The organism is Polynucleobacter sp. JS-JIR-5-A7 (assembly GCF_018687935.1).
Classification (GTDB): Bacteria; Pseudomonadota; Gammaproteobacteria; order Burkholderiales; family Burkholderiaceae; genus Polynucleobacter.
Genome location: NZ_CP061308.1, coordinates 1347180 through 1367336 on the forward strand (window position 1 = coordinate 1347180; position 20157 = coordinate 1367336).

The following is a 20157-nucleotide window of genomic DNA, read 5'->3' on the forward strand; positions in this document are numbered from 1 at the left end:
AATCAAACACAGAACAATTCATGGTTGAGGAATACCTCTGGGGCGTAGCTCTGAAAAAAAGAGTGCGAAAAGCTTTAAAGCTCCTTGATCTCACCCAAGGAAGATATTAAATAAGCCTTATTAGGCTTGTCCTTGCGGATACGACTTAACTCAGCCCGGTAGTTTTGGAGTTGCTCGCGATATTTTTCATACTTCTCAGTTCCTACTGCTGGAATGGTGAGCTTGTAATCGATGATGGCGATGTAGTCATCTAACTCAATCAAGCGATCCATGCGATAGCTCTTACCTTCTTTACTTGCAATATCTAACTCATTCCATGCGGCAATCCATTGACCTGAGGTTAGATACTTGCTGAGCTCTGGCGCTTCCAATACTGTCTGGGCGCGCTCGATCACTTTCAGGGCATGGGCTTCATCTACACCAAGCCAATTTATCACCTCTTGCTCGCTTGGCATCTGTGTTGCTTGTGCTTTAGTCGAGTCGGCAGTGACAAACTCCAGCAGTTTATGAAAATGTGTACCTTCCTCTAAGATCTCTGGATCAGGTTCTGATGTTTGCTCACCTGCACCAGCAAATACTTCTACCGTGATGCCATCCTGAATATCACGAAGCAATTGAGCATGACTTTCTTGGGCCGGATTCCACTCCAAGACAAAATCTTCAACGGCACTTTCTGGAGCGCTCTTTGGTTTAACTGTTACATCTTTAGGCTTATCAACCCGATCCTGGTTAACTTGATAAATCGTTAACTCAGCACTATTGGCCTTGCCATACCAAGACGTTTTATCTAAACCATCGGGATTATTCTTAGTGGGTTTCTGGGCATCGCCACTAATCCATAAACCTTGGCGAGCACGGGTCATCGCCACATAAAGTAAGTTCCAGTTTTCATTTTCGCCAATACGCTTTTCTTCTTCGTTGATCTCAGCGCGAGGGCTAGTTAATGTTTTGGAAGTAAAGAGGGATAGATGGGAAGGACTCTCTTCTTCTGGCGCCCAATCAATCAATACCCCGCTGTAGTCCACATTAGTATCGGTGTTATTGGTATCTAACATGATCACAAAAGGAGATTCCAATCCTTTTGCTCCATGAATCGTCATCAAGCGCACACGCTTATGGCGATCTTCTTCTGACATCTCACTTTCTTCATCAATGTCGACTAAATTGTCATCACTTGCCGCATCAACATCACCCTCATCAGGTGTTTCATCATCATCGCCACGACGCTTGGCATTAATTTCTTGAATAAAACGACTCAGGCTTGGGTATTGACCGCCATCTTGATTCAGCGCCACTTCCAAAAAGGCATCTAAGTTTGCCAATACCTGTGGACGATCAAGATCCTGACAGACGGCGGCGTATTTGAGGCGCACATCACCCTCTTGGTAAATACGATCTAATAAGTCATGCACTGGTAGACGCTCACCGAGTAAATGCCAGTGCTGGAGATAACGCGCTGCAAACTGTAATTTTGCATCCTGACTATCTTGCAGAGCATCCCACCAGGAACGATATTGACCTGATGTCATGGCAACGGCCAACTGCTGCATTTGCTTTTCAGTAAAGCCAAAGATAGGACAGCGCAATACTTGGGCTAATGGCAAATCATGACGCGGGGTCACTAGCACAGTTAATAAAGCAATCAGGTCATCGATCTCAAGTGTATTTAACAAACCACCTAAGCGCGAGCTCTCATACGCAAGGTCTGCTTCACGCAGCGCCCGCTCATATTGAGGTAAAAACTTACGGCGCTTGACCAATAAGAGGAAATCACTTGCTCTTGCCTCTCTCCAAAACTCTTTACCCCCCTCTTTGTCTACCACTTTACGGGTGGCGATAATTTCTTTAATGAGACGAGCAACCAATGCACCTTCTTGTTGACGCTGAACCACTGCAACCGTCTCGCTAGAGTCTGCAATCGCTTTATCAAAAGCACTGCCCTCTCGTACTGCTTCAACTTTTTCTGCATAGGGTATTAAAGGAAGTAAATAAATCTCACCCTCTTTGGCATAAGTCTCTGTGGGCTGATGGTCTGTTGGGCTAGACCACAGAGTTTCTTGTTTGGTATATGGATATTCTGGGGGAATCTGCTCACTCTGGAAGATCATATTGACCGCTGTATTAATTTGATCTGCATTACGACGTGTTTTATCTTGCTCTATGTAAGCTGCGCCTAAGTTTTGATGCAAAAACGCTCTTGCACTCACAAATAATCTTGGGTCCGCACGACGAAAACGATAAATCGATTGCTTAGGGTCGCCCACAATAAACACTTTAGGCTTCTCATCACCTTCGCTATAGCCTGCTAACCATGCTCGCAAAATTTGCCATTGCAATGGGTTGGTATCCTGAAACTCATCCACTAGGATTTGTTTATATTTAGCATCTAAGCGTGACTGTAGATAAGCAGCGTTAGCGGAATCATCCATTAGCATGCTCACGCCAATCTCTAAGTCATCGAAGTCACGCACGCGCATATTTTCTTTTGCAGCATTAGCGTGCGCCATCATCGATTGATTGAGCGCAAACCAGGCCTCGTTCATGGCAAAGACATCCTGCTCTGCCTGCCAGAGGAGATATTCCTCAAAAGTGTGACCCCAAGACTGCTTAAAGCTGATGTGTTCACTAACTCGGTCGGACATCCCTTCATTATTTAAAAAGGTTTGTAATGCGCTCAAAGCGCTATCGTTGCCTGCTCGGTACTTTACTGGCTCTTTTGTTAAGAAGACACTTTGCAGGGTGGCAGCAATATCCATCACATTGCCACCACGCTGCTTACATACAATGGCCGGCAATAGATTGGGCAGTAGTTTTTGATCATTTGCACTGCTATTCCTCAGGCAATGCGCTAAAAACTCCAGATCAGCTAATGCGCTTGGCGCATCCCACTGCGCAATTAATGGGTTAGGTAAATTGAGTTTGGGTAGCGTTTGCTTTAAACGCTCTATTGAACTATTACCGGTTTGTTTGCAATCCTTCGCAAAAAAAGTCCATGCTCCCCTCTGTTTAAAGAGGCTACTTCTTCCCATTAAAAGCTTTTGTGTCTCGTGTGAGCCAAGATGGTTCAGCAAGATGTCATAATGCGCCTTGAGTTCTGGTGTGAGATCACCCCACCAATCATCAAGACACTCTTCTTGCAGGCGCTTGGCGTCTTCACGCAACTTAAATCCTGGCTGAATCCCCAAGGACACCGGCGCTGCACCGAGTAATCTGCCAAACCAACCATGAAAGGTATCAATCACAATTGGCTGTGGGTTTGCTAGCACTTGCTCATAAAGTGCTTTAGCCTTCGCTAAAGATTGCTCCGCTTGCTCTAGCTCCATACCTCTAGCGATGAGCTCCTTTGTTAAAGAGGTGTCATCACTTTTTGAGAACTGCTCTAGCAATCCATATAAGCGATCACGCATCTCTTGTGCCGCTTTGCGTGTAAATGTTAATGCAAGAATCTCTTGAGGTTTCACACCATCAAGCAAGAGTCGCACCATTCTTGCTACGAGTAACCATGTCTTACCACTGCCGGCGCAAGCAGAAACAATGACTGAACGCTGGGGGTCACAGGCGAGCTTTTCTGAATAAGCTTGCTTCTCAGGAAGTATGTTCATCTGCGCATTGAGCTGCGTATTTAGCGGATCACTCACCAGATCCCCTTTCTGCAAATGCCCCGCGCTTCACAGTATTGACACACCCCTTCAGGCGCAAATGCTTGCATGGGCTTTTTAGCCCACAGCTGCTCTATATCTTCTGTGATTTGCTCAGAAAACTGCTGCATCATGGCTGGCATATCGACTACCTCTTGACCTCGTAATGCTTTGTGGTCACACTTGGAAAGATCAGCTTTTAGCGCCACCCACTCTGCCTGCTGAACTACATGACCCGTGAGCTTATGATTTTCTTGCTCTTCGTTAGCAGCACGGGCATAGATCAATAATTGCGGGTCATCTAAAAGATGCTCCGCGCGTACTTTGACTCTCTCAAAGCGTTGATTTTTGTAATCAATCACTGAGGCCAGTGCGCTATCACCGACCTGTACGTCATAGCGATCTGCAAAACCCTCAATACGAATCGTTTTAGGAGCGCCTTCGGTATCTTTAAACGGTAGATCAAAGCCAACTTTGACTTCGCCGTCAAAGTATTGCCAGCCCGCTTGCTCGCGTTGCAATTGCCAATCAATAAAACTTGGGATTTGTTTTTGCCAATCTCGCAATGTACCCATCACTCTGGCATCGCCCTCAATCAAAGTAGCAAACTCTTGTTCCGAATGAATGGTAAGACTCTTTTCCATCCAGGCGCGTCTTTGATCTTGATCTGTCTTGATGGCCGGATTGGTGTGTTCTTGAGTTTTCAGTGCTTGATAAAAACGCTTGAGTAATTTGTGTAAGGTCTGCCCTGCTAAGGAAGCATCAAAGCCCTCATCAAAACCTTTGTTCTTTCTTAAACCCAATAAGCTACGCACGTAATAGCGATATGGACAATCGCGAAGAGCCTTATAGGCACTCGGACTGATCGATAAGGGCATGGGCAATGCTTCTTCAAAATGCGCAACTGCCATATCCATCGGACTAGATTGAAAGGCTCGCTTTTTGAGCTGTATGGGAATAGCCTGCCATCCAAGCTGATTTTGTAAGCGCTGCAGCCATGCCGCTGGTCTCAGCGGCTCTCCGTTATTACTCTTACTTTGCCAAAGCAAATCAACCTTGGGGCATGACACTAACAGTTGAGAAAGATCTCTCGCCTGCTGCACAAACTGCATTGCAACGGTAGAAGTCTTTAAGAGTTGATTGAGCGCATCTGAAAAAAATAAGGGCGGCTCTGAGTACGCTGGCAGCTGCTGTTCATCGCAACCTGCCACTACGACTGCTTCAAAGTCACGCAGACGCGTTGAGCTCAGTGGCAAGATGCTGAGAGTTGCCTTGGCTTCCTTGCCAACTTCTTGATAGCTTGCACCTTCAATCACGGTTTTGAGCAAACTCAGCCACTCGCTTAAACGAATAGGTGCTGCTTGATACTGCGTCTTACTTAAATCAAATGTCTTGAGCACCTCTAATAGTTGCTTACCAGCAGAGTCTTGATGAAGGCTTTGCGCCATACCTGTATCTTGAAGATTGGTTTGCAACAGCCTATAAGCCTGATTGCAATCAACCTTGAGCGTCAGCCATTCATGATGTCGCTCTCTAACAAACTGCAATAACTCCAATAAAGCAGCGCTTGGCAATTTGCTTGAAGTTTTGGCCGCATTATCTTGCGCGCCTTCAATAGCTAGGTGGAAAGTTTTCCAACCAGACTCGGCCTTGCTTGCCACCAAGATATCTTCTAATTCTGCAATGAGTCCAGTACAGGCTTCTGGATCTCGGTTGAGAACTTTTCCAAGATCCAGAAAGGGATTTTGCAAAAACTCGAGTAATGCTTTTGCACTTGGTCCATCCTTAGGCGCTTTGATGAGCTCCAACCAACTATTTAAGGCTGCCGCTGCACGCGTTGTCGATAACTTCCAACCAGTCTCATCACGAATATTCAGTGCGGGACCCAATCTTGCCAGCAGTGCTCGCGCCCTTCTCGCCACTAAACGATCTTGCGCAACGAGTGCTAGCTTGGTCTTACCATCGATAAGATGTTGCTCAATAGTTTTAGCAGCGGCCCAAGCCAGTTCTTCGAAGCGTTTCGCTGAGATCAGACGCCACGCTTTGCTTTGTGTCCGTTTGGCATTGCTTAATGCCTGGGCCTTTGCCTGCAGGTCATCTTCAATGCAAATCGCTTCTGACCACAAGCCCACATCGCGCCAAACCATCTTGACCTCTACAACGGGCGCATATTGGGCATATTCACTCAGTAAGTTGCTAATAATCTCTTGGTCAATTGGCGTGGGATCGGCAGTCTCTACCCAAATGAGAGGTCTTGCTTGATTTACTTCTTGAGCGGCTGCGATAGCTTCAAGGTGTGCCACCATTGCAAACTGATTCCGAAATACTGGATCGCTCATGCTCGCGGTATAGCGCCAGAAGGTGAGCAAGACTTTGGTTTCTTGATCAACCACTTTTCGCGCCATCCCGGAATAGACTTTGGCGACGGTCATATCCAATAATGCTTGCGCTTGATCACCCCAGACTTCACCAATATTGCTCTGCTTAGCTTGATCCTCTTGCATCAACGCATGGAATTGTTTTTGTAATTGTGGGCACACTGCTTTGGACAAGGTGTCGCACGCTTCCACAATCGCTTGCGCTAACCCCCATGCGCCAGTTTCACTCTCTGCTTTAAAGCACGCTTGCAATTCTGGATGTTTACGCAAAGTGGTGTAGACACCCAACCATCGCTCTAAATCCGTTTGTTTTTTTGGAAATTTCCATGCGCCTGGCGCTGCTTCCAACCAATCGGCAAAACTAATCACTTGCGGCAAGAATGCAATCTTGGGATTGAGATTTTGCGGTCGATATTTTTCAAGTGCTGCCCTCACCCCGATGAGGGGGCCTGCAGTGCTGAGTACCACTAAGGGGCGCTGCTGGGTTTGCGCCGCACCATCCCAAATACCCCTTGCCAACTGTTCCAGCGCAGTAGCATCAGGCGTGATGGCCCATGGCTGCACTTGCTTTTGATCGGAAATTGTCGGGAATGGGTGAAGCATGAATGGAGTAATTTATCTATTTTGAGCAGAATGTTTCGCTTATTGCTAATATAAGCTCTGTAACGCCACAATTAACCAACTCGCTAAATGCGTAGCTAAATAAGCCTAAATAAGGAATTTTCATGAGTGCCGGCATTAAATATGTAACTGACGCCTCTTTCGAACAAGACGTCCTCAAGTCCGATAAACCTGTACTGCTCGACTTCTGGGCTGAATGGTGTGGTCCTTGCAAAATGATTGGTCCCATCCTGGAGGAACTCTCCGGTGAGTATGGCGACAAGCTGCAAATCGCAAAAATGAACGTGGATGAGAACCAAGGTGTCCCTGCCCAGTTCAATATTCGTGGCATTCCGACCTTGATCTTATTCAAAAATGGCACTGTAGCTGCTCAAAAAGTAGGCGCTTTGGCCAAATCTCAGTTGACTGCATTTATTGATAGTCATCTGTAAATCATCTCAGACCACAGGTTCACCCGTTGAGCTTGTGGTATTTACCTATTTCTAACTCTTGCCAGACCCGTTTTTTAGTGTAGTATTGCATTTAACAGTAGTTCAGCGCCTTCTTGAGAGCGCCCCTTTCCAGTAATTTACCTCCCCCTTCTTTTAGCAAACTCCAAAATTCTGTCTTCCCATCTCTGCGTGATCTCCATCAACGCGGCGATACCCCAAAACAAATTTCCCTTATTCATTTTTATCAACACCCGAGAACCACATGCAATTAACTGAACTCAAAGTCCTCCACGTATCTGCCCTGCTCGAAATGGCAGCTAGCTTGGAGATTGAAAACACGCAACGGATGCGCAAACAAGAATTGATGTTTGCGATTCTGAAGAAACGCGCTAAAGCTGGTGAAACCGTTTTCGGTGATGGCACTTTGGAAGTCTTGCCGGATGGCTTTGGCTTCTTGCGCTCTCCAGAAGCCTCTTATATGGCTTCTCCAGACGATATTTATATCTCTCCAGCACAGATTCGCCGCTTCAACTTACACACTGGTGACAGCGTAGAGGGTGAAGTGCGCACCCCTAAAGATGGTGAGCGTTACTTTGCTTTGGTAAAGGTCGACAAGATCAACGGTTTGGCTCCAGAAGCCCTCAAGAACCGCATCATGTTCGAGAACTTAACCCCTTTGCACCCAAACCGGGTAATCAGTCTTGAGCGCGATATCAAGGCAGAAGAAAACTTGACTGGCCGCATTATCGACATGATCTCCCCCATTGGTTACGGCCAACGTGGTCTGATCGTAGCATCACCAAAGTCTGGTAAGACCGTGATGATGCAACACATTGCACACGCTATTGCCGCAAATAATCCTGAAGCGATTCTCATCGTCTTGCTCGTTGACGAGCGCCCTGAAGAGGTGACTGAGATGCAACGCTCGGTGCGCGGTGAAGTGGTTGCCTCCACTTTCGATGAGCCAGCGGTCCGTCACGTTCAAGTTGCCGAGATGGTGATTGAAAAAGCAAAACGTTTAGTAGAGATGGGTAAAGATGTGATCATCTTGCTTGACTCGATTACTCGCTTAGCACGCGCCTACAACACCGTAGTGCCTTCATCAGGCAAAGTACTTTCTGGTGGTGTGGATGCCAACGCATTACAACGTCCAAAACGCTTCTTCGGTGCAGCGCGTAATATTGAAGAAGGCGGTTCATTAACCATCATCGCTACTGCCCTGATTGAAACCGGTAGCCGGATGGATGACCTCATCTATGAAGAGTTCAAAGGTACCGGCAATATGGAAGTTCATCTTGAGCGTCGTCTAGCTGAGCGTCGTGTTTACCCATCGATTAACCTCAATAAGTCTGGCACCCGTCGGGAGGAGCTCTTGGTGAAAGCTGAAAACCTCCAGAAGATCTGGGTATTGCGTAAATTGCTGGCTGATATGGATGACATTGAGGCGATGAACTTCATCGTCGATAAGCTCAAATCGACTAAAAACAACGGCGAATTCTTCGACCTGATGCGTCGCGGAGGCTAATTTAGGGGTCTAGGGGGTGATTTAGCCCCTTTTGGACTCCAAAAGCGCGCTTTGTTATTGATTTCATGGCATAATTTCGCCTTTGTTGCACCAATCACTGCTTTTAACTTGGGAAAGTATTTAAGTTGCCATCATCAAACGGCGACATAAACGGCTCCCCGCTCATAGGACTCAAAATGAAACCTGGCATTCACCCCGAATATCGTGAAATCGTATTTGTAGACGTTTCCAATAACTTCAGCTTCAAGACTCGCTCCACTATGTCTACTAAAGAGACAATCAAGTGGGAAGATGGCAAGGAATATCCTTTGGCCAAGATCGAGACTTCATCTGAATCACACCCTTTCTACACTGGTACCCAAAAAATCATGGATACCGCTGGTCGTGTTGAGAAATTCCGTCAGAAATTCGGTACCAAAGCGGTTGCTAAGGCTGCCGGTGATGGCGCTGCTAAAACGGCTGAGAAAAAAGCGGCTGCTGCAGAAGCTAAAGCTGCTGAAAAGTCAGCTAAGAAGAAGGCTTAATACACTTCATATTCGCAGGGTATGGCAATGCCCTTCTCTGCGAGATAATCAAGGCAGCGTTTGCTGCCTTTTTTATTGCTTGTTTTTGTTTAAATAAAGTTCATGGTCAAACTCACTGCCGCTGCTACTAAATCGATTCCGCGCATCATTATTTTTGCGTTGACTTTGATTTATGGTTTTGCAGGTCTCTTCTTCCGTGATCCTTGGAAGAATGAAGATGCAATTGGTTTTGGGGGCATGTGGACTTTGTTTCGCGGCAACTCGATCGATTGGCTCGTGCCTCACTTAGCAGGTCGTGATGTTTCATTAGGTACACCATTGCCTTACTGGATGGGCGCCACTCTCATTAAATTATTTGGCGGCTTCATTGGCGCTGCTAATGCAGCGCGCTTATATTCCGCGATTTGCTTTTTTGCTGCTGCACTGGCAATTTGGTATGCCACGTATTTATTAGGTCGTCGCCGTGAAGTGCAGCCGATGGCTTTTGCAGTGGGTGGACAGCCTGACCTGAAAAGTTATGGCATGACGCTTGCCGATGGCGCATTGTTGATCTTCTTAGCTTGCGTCGGTCTTGCTCAGCGTGCTCATGAAACAACGCCGATGATGGCGCAACTAATGGGTATTAGTATCGTGCTCTATGGCACTGTACGTGGATTAGACAAACCATGGCAAGGGGGATTATGGACCGGCCTTGGTATTGCGATCGTAGCGCTATCTAGCAATCTCACTTTAAGTCTGATCGTTGTCACCTCGACCATCATTGCGGTGATCGCTAGTAATGCTAAGTTACGCTTTCGTTGGACTTTGACCAGTACTGTTTTAGGTCTCATTGGTTTTGCGATTTGGCCAGCGCTTTGGTACCTAGCTGACCTACCAGCTGGCTGGCGCCACATTGCTCAAGAAGGCTGGCGCAATATGCCGGAGATGCGTTCTACTCCATCGCTTGAATCCTTAAGTTTTTTGAGTGTGAACTTCTGGGCTTATGCCTGGCCGGTATGGCCATTAGCATTGATCTCTTTAGGGCACTGGGGTCGCGTTAAAGAAGCAGGGTCTTGGCGCGCTCCCCACCTTTGTATTCCGCTGAGCTTATTTATTGGTACCTTGATTTACGTCCTATTCCGCCTTGAGGCAAATGAACATGATCTGATGATCATGATTCCTAGTCTGTCGATCATCGCTGCTTTTAGCTTACCGATTCTCAAGCGCAGCATCATCAGCTTTATTGATTGGTTTGCGATGTTCAGCTTTACGCTAATTGCCTTAGCCATTTGGATTATCTGGCTCGCAAAAGTTACCGGCTATCCAGAATCTACCGCTGCCAATATTGCACGCTTACTTCCCGGTTTTGAAGGTCAATTGAATTGGCTTGCGTTTATCGTCGCACTTGCGATTACTGGCGTCTGGCTCTCGGTGGTGCGCTGGAGAACATCGCGCGCCCCTAAAGAAATCTGGCGCTGCTTGATTATCTCGGCATCAGGTACTACCTTGATGTGGGTATTACTCATGACTCTATGGCTACCTACTATTAACTTTGCTAAAACCTATCGTCCGGTATCTGCTCGTCTGGCACAAGTAGTTCCTACAGGCGGCGGATGCATTAACACCAGCAATATTGGTTCGGCCCAGTTAGCCTCATTTGACTACTTTACTAAACTGACTTTACGTGATGATCCAGATTGTCCTTGGATGCTGACGCATAACCAATCTGAAGCAAAAGCCTACGCGCAACTTAATAACAAAAAACTTCGCCTTCTCTGGGAAGATCGTCGCGCCGCTGACCGCGATGAGCGTTTGCGTCTATACGAAGTGATTCCGGAATAAGGCGTGCTGCACTTTAAGCTATCACGCCTACGTGAGGACGTTCCCGCTCTACTAAAACTCGCCGGTCCTCTGCTCATTGGTCAACTCGCAGTGATTACCTTTGGGGTTTTAGATACTGCAATGACGGCACGTTACTCTGCCGATGATCTAGCAGCATTAGCCATGGCTTCAGCCATCTTCATTAGTATCTATGTTGGTCTCACTGGCGTCGTGTCTGCTCTCGCTCCAATCGCTGGGCAACTTTTTGGCGCAAAACGCTATAGCGAGATTGGCGAAGAAGTTCGTCAAGCAACTTGGCTTGCTTTAGGTTTATCTATTCTCGGTTGTTTTATCTTACTCAATGCAGATCATTTATTGGCGATCTCGCAAATCAGTTCTGATATTGAAGATAAGGCAAGGCTATATCTCAGTATCTTGGCGCTTGGCTTACCAGCAAGTATGGGTATGCGCATCCTCATGGGATTACATAACGCCGTCTCCCGCCCTACAGTCATTACCGTGGTGCAATTAATTGGATTAGGTCTGAAGATTCCCTTAAATCTTCTGTTTATTTATGGCGGCTTAGGCATTGAAGGGATGGGTGGCCCAGGCTGTGCAGTAGCTACTGTCATCATCAACTGGTCTTGGCTGTTAATGACTCTAGGCTTTGTACTGTTTGATCGCTTTTATCTACCCTTCAAGATATTCGAGCGCTTTAGCCTACCTGATTGGCCTCGCATTTGGACTTTGTTAAAGCTAGGTACGCCGATTGGCTTTAGCTATCTGATTGAAGTCACCTCCTTTACCTTCATGTCCTTGTTTATTGCGCGTTTAGGCACTACTGCTCTAGCGGGGCATCAAATTGTGGCCAATATGGGAACCGTAATTTATATGGTGCCACTCTCACTCTCGATTGCCACGATGACTTTAGTATCTCAATCGATTGGTGCTAACAAGCCAGAGCGCGCTGAAGAAATTGGTTGGTCCTCGGTTTTCTTTACAACCACTTTGTGCATCATGATTGGTATTGCTGTCTGGGTGTTCCGCATTCAGCTATTAGATTTATATGATCCACCAGAGGAAGTGAAAGCATTTTCCATACCCCTCTTTTTGTTTATTGCTTTTTATCAAATCTTTGATGCCTTGCAAGTGACTGCCGCATTTATTTTGCGAGCATATCGGATCGCCTTTTGGCCTATGCTCATTTATGCAGGCTCACTCTGGGGTGTAGGTCTTGGTGGCGGTTACTTGATGGGCTTTAATGTATTAGGTAATACGCCCATATTCTTGCAAGGTGCCAATGGCTTTTGGGCTGGCAACAGCATTAGCCTGGGATTAGCTGGCTGCTTACTACTCTACTTATTTAGAAGAACGGCGGAGCGCTATGAGAAAACGCATCCGCCAGTCGAGCTGTAAAACTACTGCGGAACTTAGCGGTAGCTCGGTCCTGAGGCAGGTGCCGCATAACTAGGAACCTGATTACCTTTAGAGTACATACATTGTTGGTAGGCAATGTTGTATTGAGTTTGCGCTTGGTTTTGTTTGCCAGCTGAGTTCATAGCACCCATCGCAGCGCCACCCAATAAACCAACACCTGCGCCAGTACCAATGTTCGGACTACTACCACCCTGAATCACTGCGCCAGCAGCGGCGCCTAAGGCGGCACCAATAGCTGCACTGGTAGCACCTTCTTTTAAGGCAGCATTACTGGTATCTTTGACAGCATTGTCAGCAAACTCACGGCACTGCTTATCTTCTTGTTGAAACACCTCAAACGGTTTACCTTCGCGCGGCATGATCGCAATCGTAGGTCCAGTTGGCGCAGATACGCATCCAGCTAGTGAAGTGCATACAGAAACAGTCAATACTGCGATACGAGCAAATCGTTTCATAAAAAACCTTTAAATATTCTGAAATAAGCTGGATAAATACAGCATCAATACTGTGGACGTCTTGGTTGAGTGTTGCTCGTAGGTGGCGTTGCTGCTTGTATCTGCCAACCTGTTGGACACTCTTGTGCGTATGGGAAATACTTGCCGCTAGCTTCACAGTAATACCAAACTGCCGGCTGAGGCTGAGCTGCCAATACCATTGGTTGCTGAGGCGGCATGTAGACTACAGGCGGAGCATAAACTACGGGAGGTGAGTAGTAGTTAGCATATGGGCCGTAATACCCGCCACCATAAGCCCAATTACCACGCCAACCTGGTCCGTAACCATGGCCCCAACCAGGACCGTAGGCGGCAGGACGCCAACCACCACCGTAACCGCCATGGCCACCGCCAACTGAGACATTCCAACCCACATTGCCTGCTTGAGCAGCTACAGGAGCAAATGCCAGTAGAGCAGCTAAGGCGACTCCTAAGATACTGAATTGATTGATCTGTTTCATGATTGACCCCCCATTTGGTCCTACGTGGTCTTCTATTTCTTGATACTGATATTCTAGTTTTTACTGGTTTTACTATCAATGTCTTACTATTACTAACGCCTCAAATTCACTCAAGCTGACAAGAAAATAACTTATTTATTAGCACTGTTATTAGTGCCACCCTACTGATCTAATTTTGCTCCAGATTGCTTTACTACCCTACTCCATTTAGCAGACTCCTGGGTAATCAATTTAGAAAGCTCATTGGGGCTTCCCGGGGCGGGATCTAAGCCCCCTGCCAAAAGACGAGTTCTAACTTCAGGATTATTCAGCGTTTTTCTAGTTAACTGATTGAGACGCTTTTGAACGGCAGGCGGTAAGTTCGCTGGCGCCATTAAAGAAAACCAAGAAACTGCCTCAAATCCAGGCAAGCCCTGTTCTGCCAATGTGGGAATGTCGGGGGCAGCTTGAGAACGCTTGAGGGTAGTGACACCTAAAGCCTGCACTTCACCAGTTTTAATTAAAGGCAGTGAAGATGACAAGTTATCAAAGAGCATGGAGATACGACCACTGACTAAATCTGGTAAGGACTGTGCGCGCCCCTTATACGGAATATGCCGAATTTGTACGCCAGCCATCTCTTTAAATAATTCACCGGACATATGCAATGAAGTACCTACGCCTGAAGAACCAAAGGTCAGTTGATTGGGTTTGGCTTTTGCAAGTTCAATGAGCTCTTGCAAGTTATTCACGCCCAGTTGTTTATTAACAATGAGTACATTAGGAGTGCTAGCCAAGAAGCTAATAGGCGTAAAGTCTTTAACGGGGTCAAAGGACATCTTGTCATAAAGTGCACTATTGATCGCATGGATGCCTACCGTGCCAATCAGGAGCGTGTAACCATCAGGCTCACTCTTGGCTACGAGATCAGCACCGATGTTGCCACCGTAGCCGGGACGGTTTTCAACTAAGACCGGTACACCCAAACTTTGTTGCCAACTTTCTGCTAACACGCGCGCCAAAATATCAGGTGCCCCACCAGGAGTAAAGGTCACCACAATTCGAATAGATTGTTTTGGCCAGTGGGTACTTTTTTGAAGATCTGCTTGAGCTTGAGCTTGCACTAAGAGCGTCACTGCACTGAAGCATATGAATAGAAGCAGGCTCTTAGCTGCCTTAGAGAATCGCATCATCTTAAAGCCCAACCTAGTGGGCATCATCACTTAAAAACCAAATCGGGAGCGCAACCACAGCCAACCCTCATACTTGACTGGATCATCAGCACAAGCGCCAATGCCGCATTCGAGTAGAGTTGAAACGAGATTAGCTATAACAATCAAAATAAACAGAATGACTAGTGTATTGGCAAACCAAGAACGTGAACGTACTTCACGATTTGGCAGCATTAACAAAATGGCAAAGCCCGCTAATAAGCCAAGATAACCAACGAAAGCCCAAGTATAAAAATGGAGCTCTAAGAAGGTTGCACCAAAGCCTTTGTCGCCCGGCAGAATGTGGAGCAATACTTGACGCAGAGAAACCATCATCCCCACTAAGCCACCCATCATGCCCCAGCCATAATGCGCTGAGTGCGCACCACAGCGAATATTGAGCACCAAAGCAAATCCAATAATCACAAAGCCCATCCTTTGCATTAAGCAAAGCGGGCAAGGCAACTCACCAAAATACAGTTGATCAACAAAGGCATAAGACAAGGTGCCAATCACTGCCAACAAAGCCAGTTGGTTACCTAAGGCCGCTAAAGAAGAAAAGGATTGTCTGCTCACAATACTTACAGACTGATATTGAGATGATTCGTTGCATGAAAGCGAAACCAAACCATCAAAATGAGTACGGTGATCGCCAACATTAATAAACCTGCAAAGCGCTTCTCAAACCAGACTAAGAAGAGTCCGATCAACGCTGTCAGAAAAGGCAGGAACATATACATAGGAGAATTCTAGCGCAGGAGACTCTAGAACTCGGTAAATCAGCAATTCAGAGTCTAGAAAATGGTCTTTAGGAATAGCCATTTTCTAAATGCGCAAAACCCAAAACAGTGATGTAACTAGTTCTTAATTCTTGCTAGATTGATTGAAGAACTGCACGACTGTTGTAACAAAGAGATCGGGAACCTCTACGTGCGGGACGTGACCAACATTCTCAATCGGCACCAACTTTGCATTCGGAATCACTGCCTGAGCTTTTTTACCCAACTCCGGAAAGTTACCTAAAGTTTTTACTGCCTCAGGGGGTGCAAACCGTCTACCAAATACGGTACGATCTTTTTGACCAATCACTAGCAATACCGGCATCTTGAGCTGCGGCAAATCACCGACAACGGGTTTTTCAGCAATCATCTGATACGTGAGCACCGATGTCATTGCATAGGCAGGATAGTCTGGGCCTTTTTGGACGCGAACATAGACTTCAATAAACTTTTCATAAGCAGGCTGCCAAGTCGGAAAATACGTTTGCAAGAAGCGACGATAACTCGTCTCCGTTTGGGCCATCTCTAACTTGAGTAAATTGTCGTTTTGCTGAGGCGGGATATCTTTGCTGTAATCCTCTAGACCTAGAGGATTCTCCAGGACTAACTTTTGTACTGTCTGTGGATAGAGGCGCGCAAAGCGCACACCAACCATGCCGCCCATCGAATTTGCAATCACCGAGACTTGCTTGATACCCAGTGATTTGAGCAAGGCTTTGGTATTGGCAGCTAAATCATCAAAGTGATATGCGACATTTGGCTTAGAAGATTTACCAAAACCAATCTGATCTGGGGCAATCACGCGATACCCTGCTTGCGTTAAGCCTGCAATCGTAGGGACCCAATAATCGCTCGAGAAGTTCTTGCCATGAAAGAGCAACACTGCACCCTTTTGTTTACCTACCGCCGGCACATCCATATAGACCATGCTGGCGGGAACGCCTTGCAAGCTCGTTTTAAATTCTTTGGTTGGATATGGGTATGGCCACGCACTTAAACGTAAATCTAAAGGAGCCGCATTGGTATACAAGCTTGCGGGTGTAGTAGTGCTTGCTAGGCTAGGCGCACTGGATTCATTACTCGCGCAAGCTGCTAACAATAAAGACAGGGTAGAAACTACTGCAAGGGTTCTCAAGGTATTCATGTTTTTAGATTTGGCAGTTGTGCGTTCAGCAAGGCGTTTAATACGTTCTTAAGCGATTTTAGTTTTAAGATTCTTTAATCCCGCAACACTGCCCTCGAGTACATCCCCTTTTTTCACAGGGCCTACGCCTGCGGGTGTACCGGAGAAAATAAGATCGCCTGGCTCCAATGTAAACAGCGTTGAGAGGTATGCAATGGTGTCAGGTACATTCCAGATCAGTTGATTGAGATCGCCCAACTGACGCTCTTCACCATTTACTAATAATGTAACTGCGCCCTGGCTAGGATGACCACATTGACTGACCGGCGTAATTTCGCCACAAGGAGCAGATTGGTCAAAAGCTTTACCAGTATCCCATGGACGGCCCATCTTTTTTGCCTCACCTTGTAAGTCGCGTCTTGTCATATCCAAGCCAACGCCATATCCATAGACATGATCCAAGGCTTTATCGGCAGTAATATTAGAGCCCCCCTTACCGATAGCAACGACCATTTCAATTTCATGATGGACGTCTTTCGATAAATTGGGGTAAGCCATATCTTTGCCATCCGTCACGATCGAGTTTGCTGGCTTCATAAAAAAGAATGGTGGCTCACGATCTGGATCATGACCCATCTCACGCGCATGATCTGCATAGTTACGACCGACGCAATAAATACGATTGACTGCAAAGCGACGGGTGTCACCTGTCACTGGCAAAGAAATCTGTACTGGAGGATCGATAACAAAAGCTGAACTCATGACTTACCTTTCTAAAGGGGGGATTTTTATTGTTTCAGTTATTTAGAAGTATGACGCAATTTCAATAACAAAATACTGAGGGCGAGAGTAAAAGTGAGGGCATTGGCTAATATCAAGGGCCACTTTTCAATAATCAGACCGTAGACCAGCCACAAACCCACTCCTGCAGTAAATAAGGAATACATTCCCAAGGAGATTCCAGAAAGATCTTTGGTGCGCCAAGACTGAATTGCTTGGGGTAAAAACGCAACCGTGGTTAAGAATGCAGCGCAATATCCAATGATCTCAATTTGATGGGGCTCTAGGGTCATGCATTCATTGTAATTAGAGAATGGCTTCAATCCTGAATCTAGTGCAGAAAACCAAATTCTGTAGATAATGGAAACTTGCAGTTCAACCCATTACTAATAATACAAAATGAGACAAAAACTGACCTATTGGATTAGCGCAGCCCTATGCGCTAGCTTCATCGCATCCCCAGTGCTCGCTCAAGGCGATGCTGCACTGAAAAACTATCCGGATAAGTCAATCCGACTAGTAATCCCTTTCCCTCCAGGTGGGGCGACTGATGTGATTGGCCGCATCATGGCACAAGAGCTGTCTAAGACATTGAATCAGCAAGTAGTGCCAGACAACCGCGCTGGAGATAGCGGCAATATTGGCGCTGACTTAGTCGCCAAATCGCCAGCCGATGGCTACACCTTATTGATGGGCGCCCTCACCTCCCATGCCATCAATACAAACTTAGACAAAGACAAGATTAAATACAACCTGGAAAAAGATTTCACTCCAGTGGCCATTGTGGGTGTCGTACCTCTCGTCTTTGTGGTGAACCCATCAGTACCTGTAAAGAATATGAAAGAATTCATCGCCTATGCGAAAGCCAATCCAGGCAAGCTCACTTTTGCCTCTTCTGGCGCTGGCGCTCCACAGCGTCTCGCGATGGAAATGTTCCGTTACCAACTCGGACTAGATATGCTGCATATCCCATATAAAGGGAGCGGCCCTGCTATGACTGACTTGGTTGGAGGGCAAGTACTTAGCATGTCTGAAACCGTTCCAGCCGCTTTGCAATTTATCCAAGCGGGTCAGTTAAGGGCATTGGCAGTGACTACTGCTAAACGCATCAGTCAGTTGCCTGATGTACCGACTGTCACCGAAGCAACCGGCTTACCAAACTTTGACGTGGTGAGTATGTTTGGTATTGAAGCACCAGTAGGAACACCACCAGCCATAGTGAATAAATTGAGCGCAGATATCAAAACCATTTTGCAGCGCCCCGATGTTCAAGAACGTATGCTAGCTGCTGGCGTTTATGTAAATTATCTTTCTCCAGCAGACTCAAGTAAACGTATTCATCGTGAACTCAATATGTGGAGCAAGGTCATTAAGGATGCCAACGTCAAGGCAGACTAAATTACCCATCACGTAGAAAGAATCAAGGGGATCTCGATGAGATCCCCTTTTTGTAATTCAATGCTCTGTAGTTATACCAAGATTACTCGGCCTCGATTTTGGCTTGCTGAGCAACCAACTCCCACTTCTTCTTCTCTGCGGCAATAAAGAGCTTGGTGTTAGCAGGCGTGTCACCTACAGCCCAGCCGCCCAAATCTTTCCAGCGCTGTTTAATTTCTGGGGAGTCTAGTGCTTTCTTTACAGCAATATAGAGTTTGTCGATAACAGGTTTTGGTGTTCCAGCAGGAACGAATAAACCAAACCACGCAGTGACTTCAAAGTTAGGATAACCCGCTTGAATCATCGTTGGTACATCAGGCAATTCTGCAACTCTGTTCTTGCTGGTCACTGCGAGAGCACGTAATTTTCCAGCCTTGATGTATTGCATCGAGCTCGGCAAGTTATCGACCATCATGCTCGTCTGGCCAGCCAATAGATCAGCCAATGCTGGTCCAGCACCTTTATAGGGTACGTGAATAATGTCGATACCAGCTTGTGTTTTAAATAACTCGCCAGACATATGGATTGATTGACCACGGCCAGAAGATGCAAAGGAATATTTACCCGGATTGGCTTTTGCCAAAGCAACCAGCTCAGCAACCGTCTTTGCAGGCACCTCGGGATTGACTACTAGTACGTTTGGGTTAGCAATCACAACAGTGATGGGCTCCATGTCTTCCATCTTATAAGGAAGACTTTTATAAAGGCTGTAGTTAATTGCATTCGGGCCAATATTGCCCATGGCCATGGTGTAACCATCAGCAGGGGCTGCAAGCAAAGCTTGAATACCAATGATGCCTGCGCCACCGGCTTTGTTTTCAATGATCACACTTTGTCCAAGCTCTTTACCCAAAATCTCTGACAGAGCACGCGATGAAATATCAGTTGTACCACCTGGCGCTGCTGTGACAATAATTTTGACGGGTTTATTAGGGAAAGGCTGAGCAAACACCAAGGGGGCGCAAAAAACTGAGGCCGTTATGGCAGCACAAACAAAAGCGCATTGCTTACGCAAAAATTGAAAGTGAATCATATTGTCTCCGAGTAATCTCTATTGATCGTTTTATTCAATCCATTTAAACTTCTACATCTTTACAGCCACATCATTGCTTCTTATTCAATCCTGCTTTACGAGATTCCACTTCTTTATTAATAGCAGCAATCATCTTTGCATCCGGTGATTTCCAGTTACCGCCTGAATTGTTGACCATATAGACCAGCGCATCTGAAAATGCCTCAATACTCAAATTCGGGTTTCCTCCCTTTGGCGGCATAGCTCTCACCCCAACATAAGCATGTGCAGTCAAAGTTGGCTGCCCTTCTGCGATCAATGGTGCCCACTTAGCTTTATCTCCAAACTTCGGCGCATTCAGAACACCAGCGCCATGACAGCTAGCGCATACTTGTTTGTAAGTGCTTTCGCCTGATTGTGCATGCACCAATCCGGAAGCACTAAGTAGCGCTAAGGCAAAACCAAAAATATGGATCTCTTTTTTCAAACTCATTATTACCTTTCAGTGCAATCATTAATACATTCAT

The 20157-nt window shown here is 46.4% G+C and carries 18 protein-coding genes; 6 read left to right on the forward strand and 12 right to left on the reverse strand.

All coding sequences use genetic code 11. The features are described 5' to 3' along the window. Nucleotides 1-74: 74 nt before the first annotated feature. Nucleotides 75-3638, reverse strand: a complete 3564-nt coding sequence (locus AOC29_RS06950; RefSeq protein WP_251369949.1) for an exodeoxyribonuclease V subunit beta — start codon at nucleotides 3636-3638, stop codon at nucleotides 75-77. Further along, on the reverse strand, nucleotides 3635-6619 hold the full coding sequence (locus AOC29_RS06955) for a PD-(D/E)XK nuclease family protein (RefSeq protein ID WP_215295049.1): 2985 nt from the start codon (nucleotides 6617-6619) through the stop codon (nucleotides 3635-3637). Before AOC29_RS06955 ends, AOC29_RS06950 begins: the two co-directional genes overlap by 4 nt. 122 nt (nucleotides 6620-6741) lie before the next feature. On the opposite strand from AOC29_RS06955, the gene trxA reads away from it, so the two are divergent. The 5 genes from trxA (at nucleotide 6742) to AOC29_RS06980 (ending at nucleotide 12333) form a co-directional block, all read left to right on the forward strand. After that, on the forward strand, nucleotides 6742-7068 hold the full coding sequence (trxA, locus tag AOC29_RS06960; protein WP_068948270.1) for a thioredoxin TrxA: 327 nt from the start codon (nucleotides 6742-6744) through the stop codon (nucleotides 7066-7068). A 262-nt stretch (nucleotides 7069-7330) separates the two neighbouring features. Further along, nucleotides 7331-8593 (forward strand): transcription termination factor Rho, encoded by a 1263-nt coding sequence (gene rho / locus AOC29_RS06965; protein WP_011903147.1) that lies wholly within the window; start codon nucleotides 7331-7333, stop codon nucleotides 8591-8593. Nucleotides 8594-8769: 176 nt separating this feature from the next. Beyond that, on the forward strand, nucleotides 8770-9117 hold the full coding sequence (locus AOC29_RS06970) for a type B 50S ribosomal protein L31 (protein WP_215295051.1): 348 nt from the start codon (nucleotides 8770-8772) through the stop codon (nucleotides 9115-9117). Between the two features lie 102 nt (nucleotides 9118-9219). Next, nucleotides 9220-10938, forward strand: a complete 1719-nt coding sequence (locus AOC29_RS06975) for a glycosyltransferase family 39 protein (RefSeq protein WP_215295053.1) — start codon at nucleotides 9220-9222, stop codon at nucleotides 10936-10938. Nucleotides 10939-10941: 3 nt separating this feature from the next. Further along, nucleotides 10942-12333, forward strand: coding sequence for an MATE family efflux transporter (locus tag AOC29_RS06980; RefSeq protein WP_215295055.1), 1392 nt, complete (start codon nucleotides 10942-10944; stop codon nucleotides 12331-12333). Between the two features lie 14 nt (nucleotides 12334-12347). Here the strand turns inward: AOC29_RS06980 and AOC29_RS06985 are convergent, their stop codons facing one another. From AOC29_RS06985 to AOC29_RS07020, 8 genes are all read right to left on the reverse strand, one after another. Further along, nucleotides 12348-12809 carry a glycine zipper family protein gene (locus tag AOC29_RS06985; RefSeq protein ID WP_215295057.1) on the reverse strand — a complete coding sequence of 154 codons (462 nt, stop codon included), beginning with the start codon at nucleotides 12807-12809 and terminating at the stop codon, nucleotides 12348-12350. Nucleotides 12810-12853: 44 nt separating this feature from the next. After that, entirely contained in the window at nucleotides 12854-13309 is a 456-nt protein-coding gene (locus AOC29_RS06990; RefSeq protein WP_251369950.1) for a hypothetical protein, read from the reverse strand. 161 nt (nucleotides 13310-13470) lie between these two features. Continuing rightward, nucleotides 13471-14481 carry a tripartite tricarboxylate transporter substrate binding protein gene (locus AOC29_RS06995; protein ID WP_251369951.1) on the reverse strand — a complete coding sequence of 337 codons (1011 nt, stop codon included), beginning with the start codon at nucleotides 14479-14481 and terminating at the stop codon, nucleotides 13471-13473. A 30-nt stretch (nucleotides 14482-14511) separates the two neighbouring features. After that, nucleotides 14512-15075, reverse strand: coding sequence for a disulfide bond formation protein B (locus AOC29_RS07000; RefSeq protein WP_215295059.1), 564 nt, complete (start codon nucleotides 15073-15075; stop codon nucleotides 14512-14514). 5 nt (nucleotides 15076-15080) lie between these two features. Next, a complete protein-coding gene (locus AOC29_RS07005; RefSeq protein WP_215295061.1) occupies nucleotides 15081-15239 on the reverse strand; it encodes a DUF5993 family protein in 159 nt (52 codons plus the stop codon). Nucleotides 15240-15363: 124 nt separating this feature from the next. Continuing rightward, nucleotides 15364-16422 carry an alpha/beta fold hydrolase gene (locus AOC29_RS07010; RefSeq protein ID WP_215295063.1) on the reverse strand — a complete coding sequence of 353 codons (1059 nt, stop codon included), beginning with the start codon at nucleotides 16420-16422 and terminating at the stop codon, nucleotides 15364-15366. A gap of 48 nt (nucleotides 16423-16470) precedes the next feature. Next, on the reverse strand, nucleotides 16471-17163 hold the full coding sequence (locus tag AOC29_RS07015; RefSeq protein WP_215295065.1) for a fumarylacetoacetate hydrolase family protein: 693 nt from the start codon (nucleotides 17161-17163) through the stop codon (nucleotides 16471-16473). A 38-nt stretch (nucleotides 17164-17201) separates the two neighbouring features. Beyond that, nucleotides 17202-17474: a SemiSWEET transporter gene (locus AOC29_RS07020; RefSeq protein WP_215295067.1), complete on the reverse strand. Its 273-nt coding sequence runs from the start codon at nucleotides 17472-17474 to the stop codon at nucleotides 17202-17204. Between the two features lie 106 nt (nucleotides 17475-17580). Between AOC29_RS07020 and AOC29_RS07025 the strand changes: the two genes are divergently transcribed. Beyond that, entirely contained in the window at nucleotides 17581-18579 is a 999-nt protein-coding gene (locus tag AOC29_RS07025) for a tripartite tricarboxylate transporter substrate binding protein (RefSeq protein WP_215295069.1), read from the forward strand. Nucleotides 18580-18661: 82 nt separating this feature from the next. Here the strand turns inward: AOC29_RS07025 and AOC29_RS07030 are convergent, their stop codons facing one another. Continuing rightward, nucleotides 18662-19651 carry a tripartite tricarboxylate transporter substrate binding protein gene (locus tag AOC29_RS07030; RefSeq protein WP_215295071.1) on the reverse strand — a complete coding sequence of 330 codons (990 nt, stop codon included), beginning with the start codon at nucleotides 19649-19651 and terminating at the stop codon, nucleotides 18662-18664. Nucleotides 19652-19721: 70 nt separating this feature from the next. Beyond that, on the reverse strand, nucleotides 19722-20123 hold the full coding sequence (locus tag AOC29_RS07035) for a cytochrome c5 family protein (RefSeq protein WP_215295072.1): 402 nt from the start codon (nucleotides 20121-20123) through the stop codon (nucleotides 19722-19724). Nucleotides 20124-20157 lie beyond the last annotated feature (34 nt).

What these genes read in the sequence shown, in the direction of transcription:
- AOC29_RS06955 (WP_215295049.1), bottom strand. Translation starts at nt 6,619, where the DNA reads ATGCTTCACCCATTCCCGACAATTTCCGATCAAAAGCAAGTGCAGCCA.
- trxA (WP_068948270.1), top strand. Translation starts at nt 6,742, where the DNA reads ATGAGTGCCGGCATTAAATATGTAACTGACGCCTCTTTCGAACAAGAC.
- rho (WP_011903147.1), top strand. Translation starts at nt 7,331, where the DNA reads ATGCAATTAACTGAACTCAAAGTCCTCCACGTATCTGCCCTGCTCGAA.
- AOC29_RS06970 (WP_215295051.1), top strand. Translation starts at nt 8,770, where the DNA reads ATGAAACCTGGCATTCACCCCGAATATCGTGAAATCGTATTTGTAGAC.
- AOC29_RS06975 (WP_215295053.1), top strand. Translation starts at nt 9,220, where the DNA reads ATGGTCAAACTCACTGCCGCTGCTACTAAATCGATTCCGCGCATCATT.
- AOC29_RS06985 (WP_215295057.1), bottom strand. Translation starts at nt 12,809, where the DNA reads ATGAAACGATTTGCTCGTATCGCAGTATTGACTGTTTCTGTATGCACT.
- AOC29_RS06990 (WP_251369950.1), bottom strand. Translation starts at nt 13,309, where the DNA reads ATGAAACAGATCAATCAATTCAGTATCTTAGGAGTCGCCTTAGCTGCT.
- AOC29_RS06995 (WP_251369951.1), bottom strand. Translation starts at nt 14,481, where the DNA reads ATGATGCGATTCTCTAAGGCAGCTAAGAGCCTGCTTCTATTCATATGC.
- AOC29_RS07005 (WP_215295061.1), bottom strand. Translation starts at nt 15,239, where the DNA reads ATGTATATGTTCCTGCCTTTTCTGACAGCGTTGATCGGACTCTTCTTA.
- AOC29_RS07010 (WP_215295063.1), bottom strand. Translation starts at nt 16,422, where the DNA reads ATGAATACCTTGAGAACCCTTGCAGTAGTTTCTACCCTGTCTTTATTG.
- AOC29_RS07015 (WP_215295065.1), bottom strand. Translation starts at nt 17,163, where the DNA reads ATGAGTTCAGCTTTTGTTATCGATCCTCCAGTACAGATTTCTTTGCCA.
- AOC29_RS07020 (WP_215295067.1), bottom strand. Translation starts at nt 17,474, where the DNA reads ATGACCCTAGAGCCCCATCAAATTGAGATCATTGGATATTGCGCTGCA.
- AOC29_RS07025 (WP_215295069.1), top strand. Translation starts at nt 17,581, where the DNA reads ATGAGACAAAAACTGACCTATTGGATTAGCGCAGCCCTATGCGCTAGC.
- AOC29_RS07030 (WP_215295071.1), bottom strand. Translation starts at nt 19,651, where the DNA reads ATGATTCACTTTCAATTTTTGCGTAAGCAATGCGCTTTTGTTTGTGCT.
- AOC29_RS07035 (WP_215295072.1), bottom strand. Translation starts at nt 20,123, where the DNA reads ATGAGTTTGAAAAAAGAGATCCATATTTTTGGTTTTGCCTTAGCGCTA.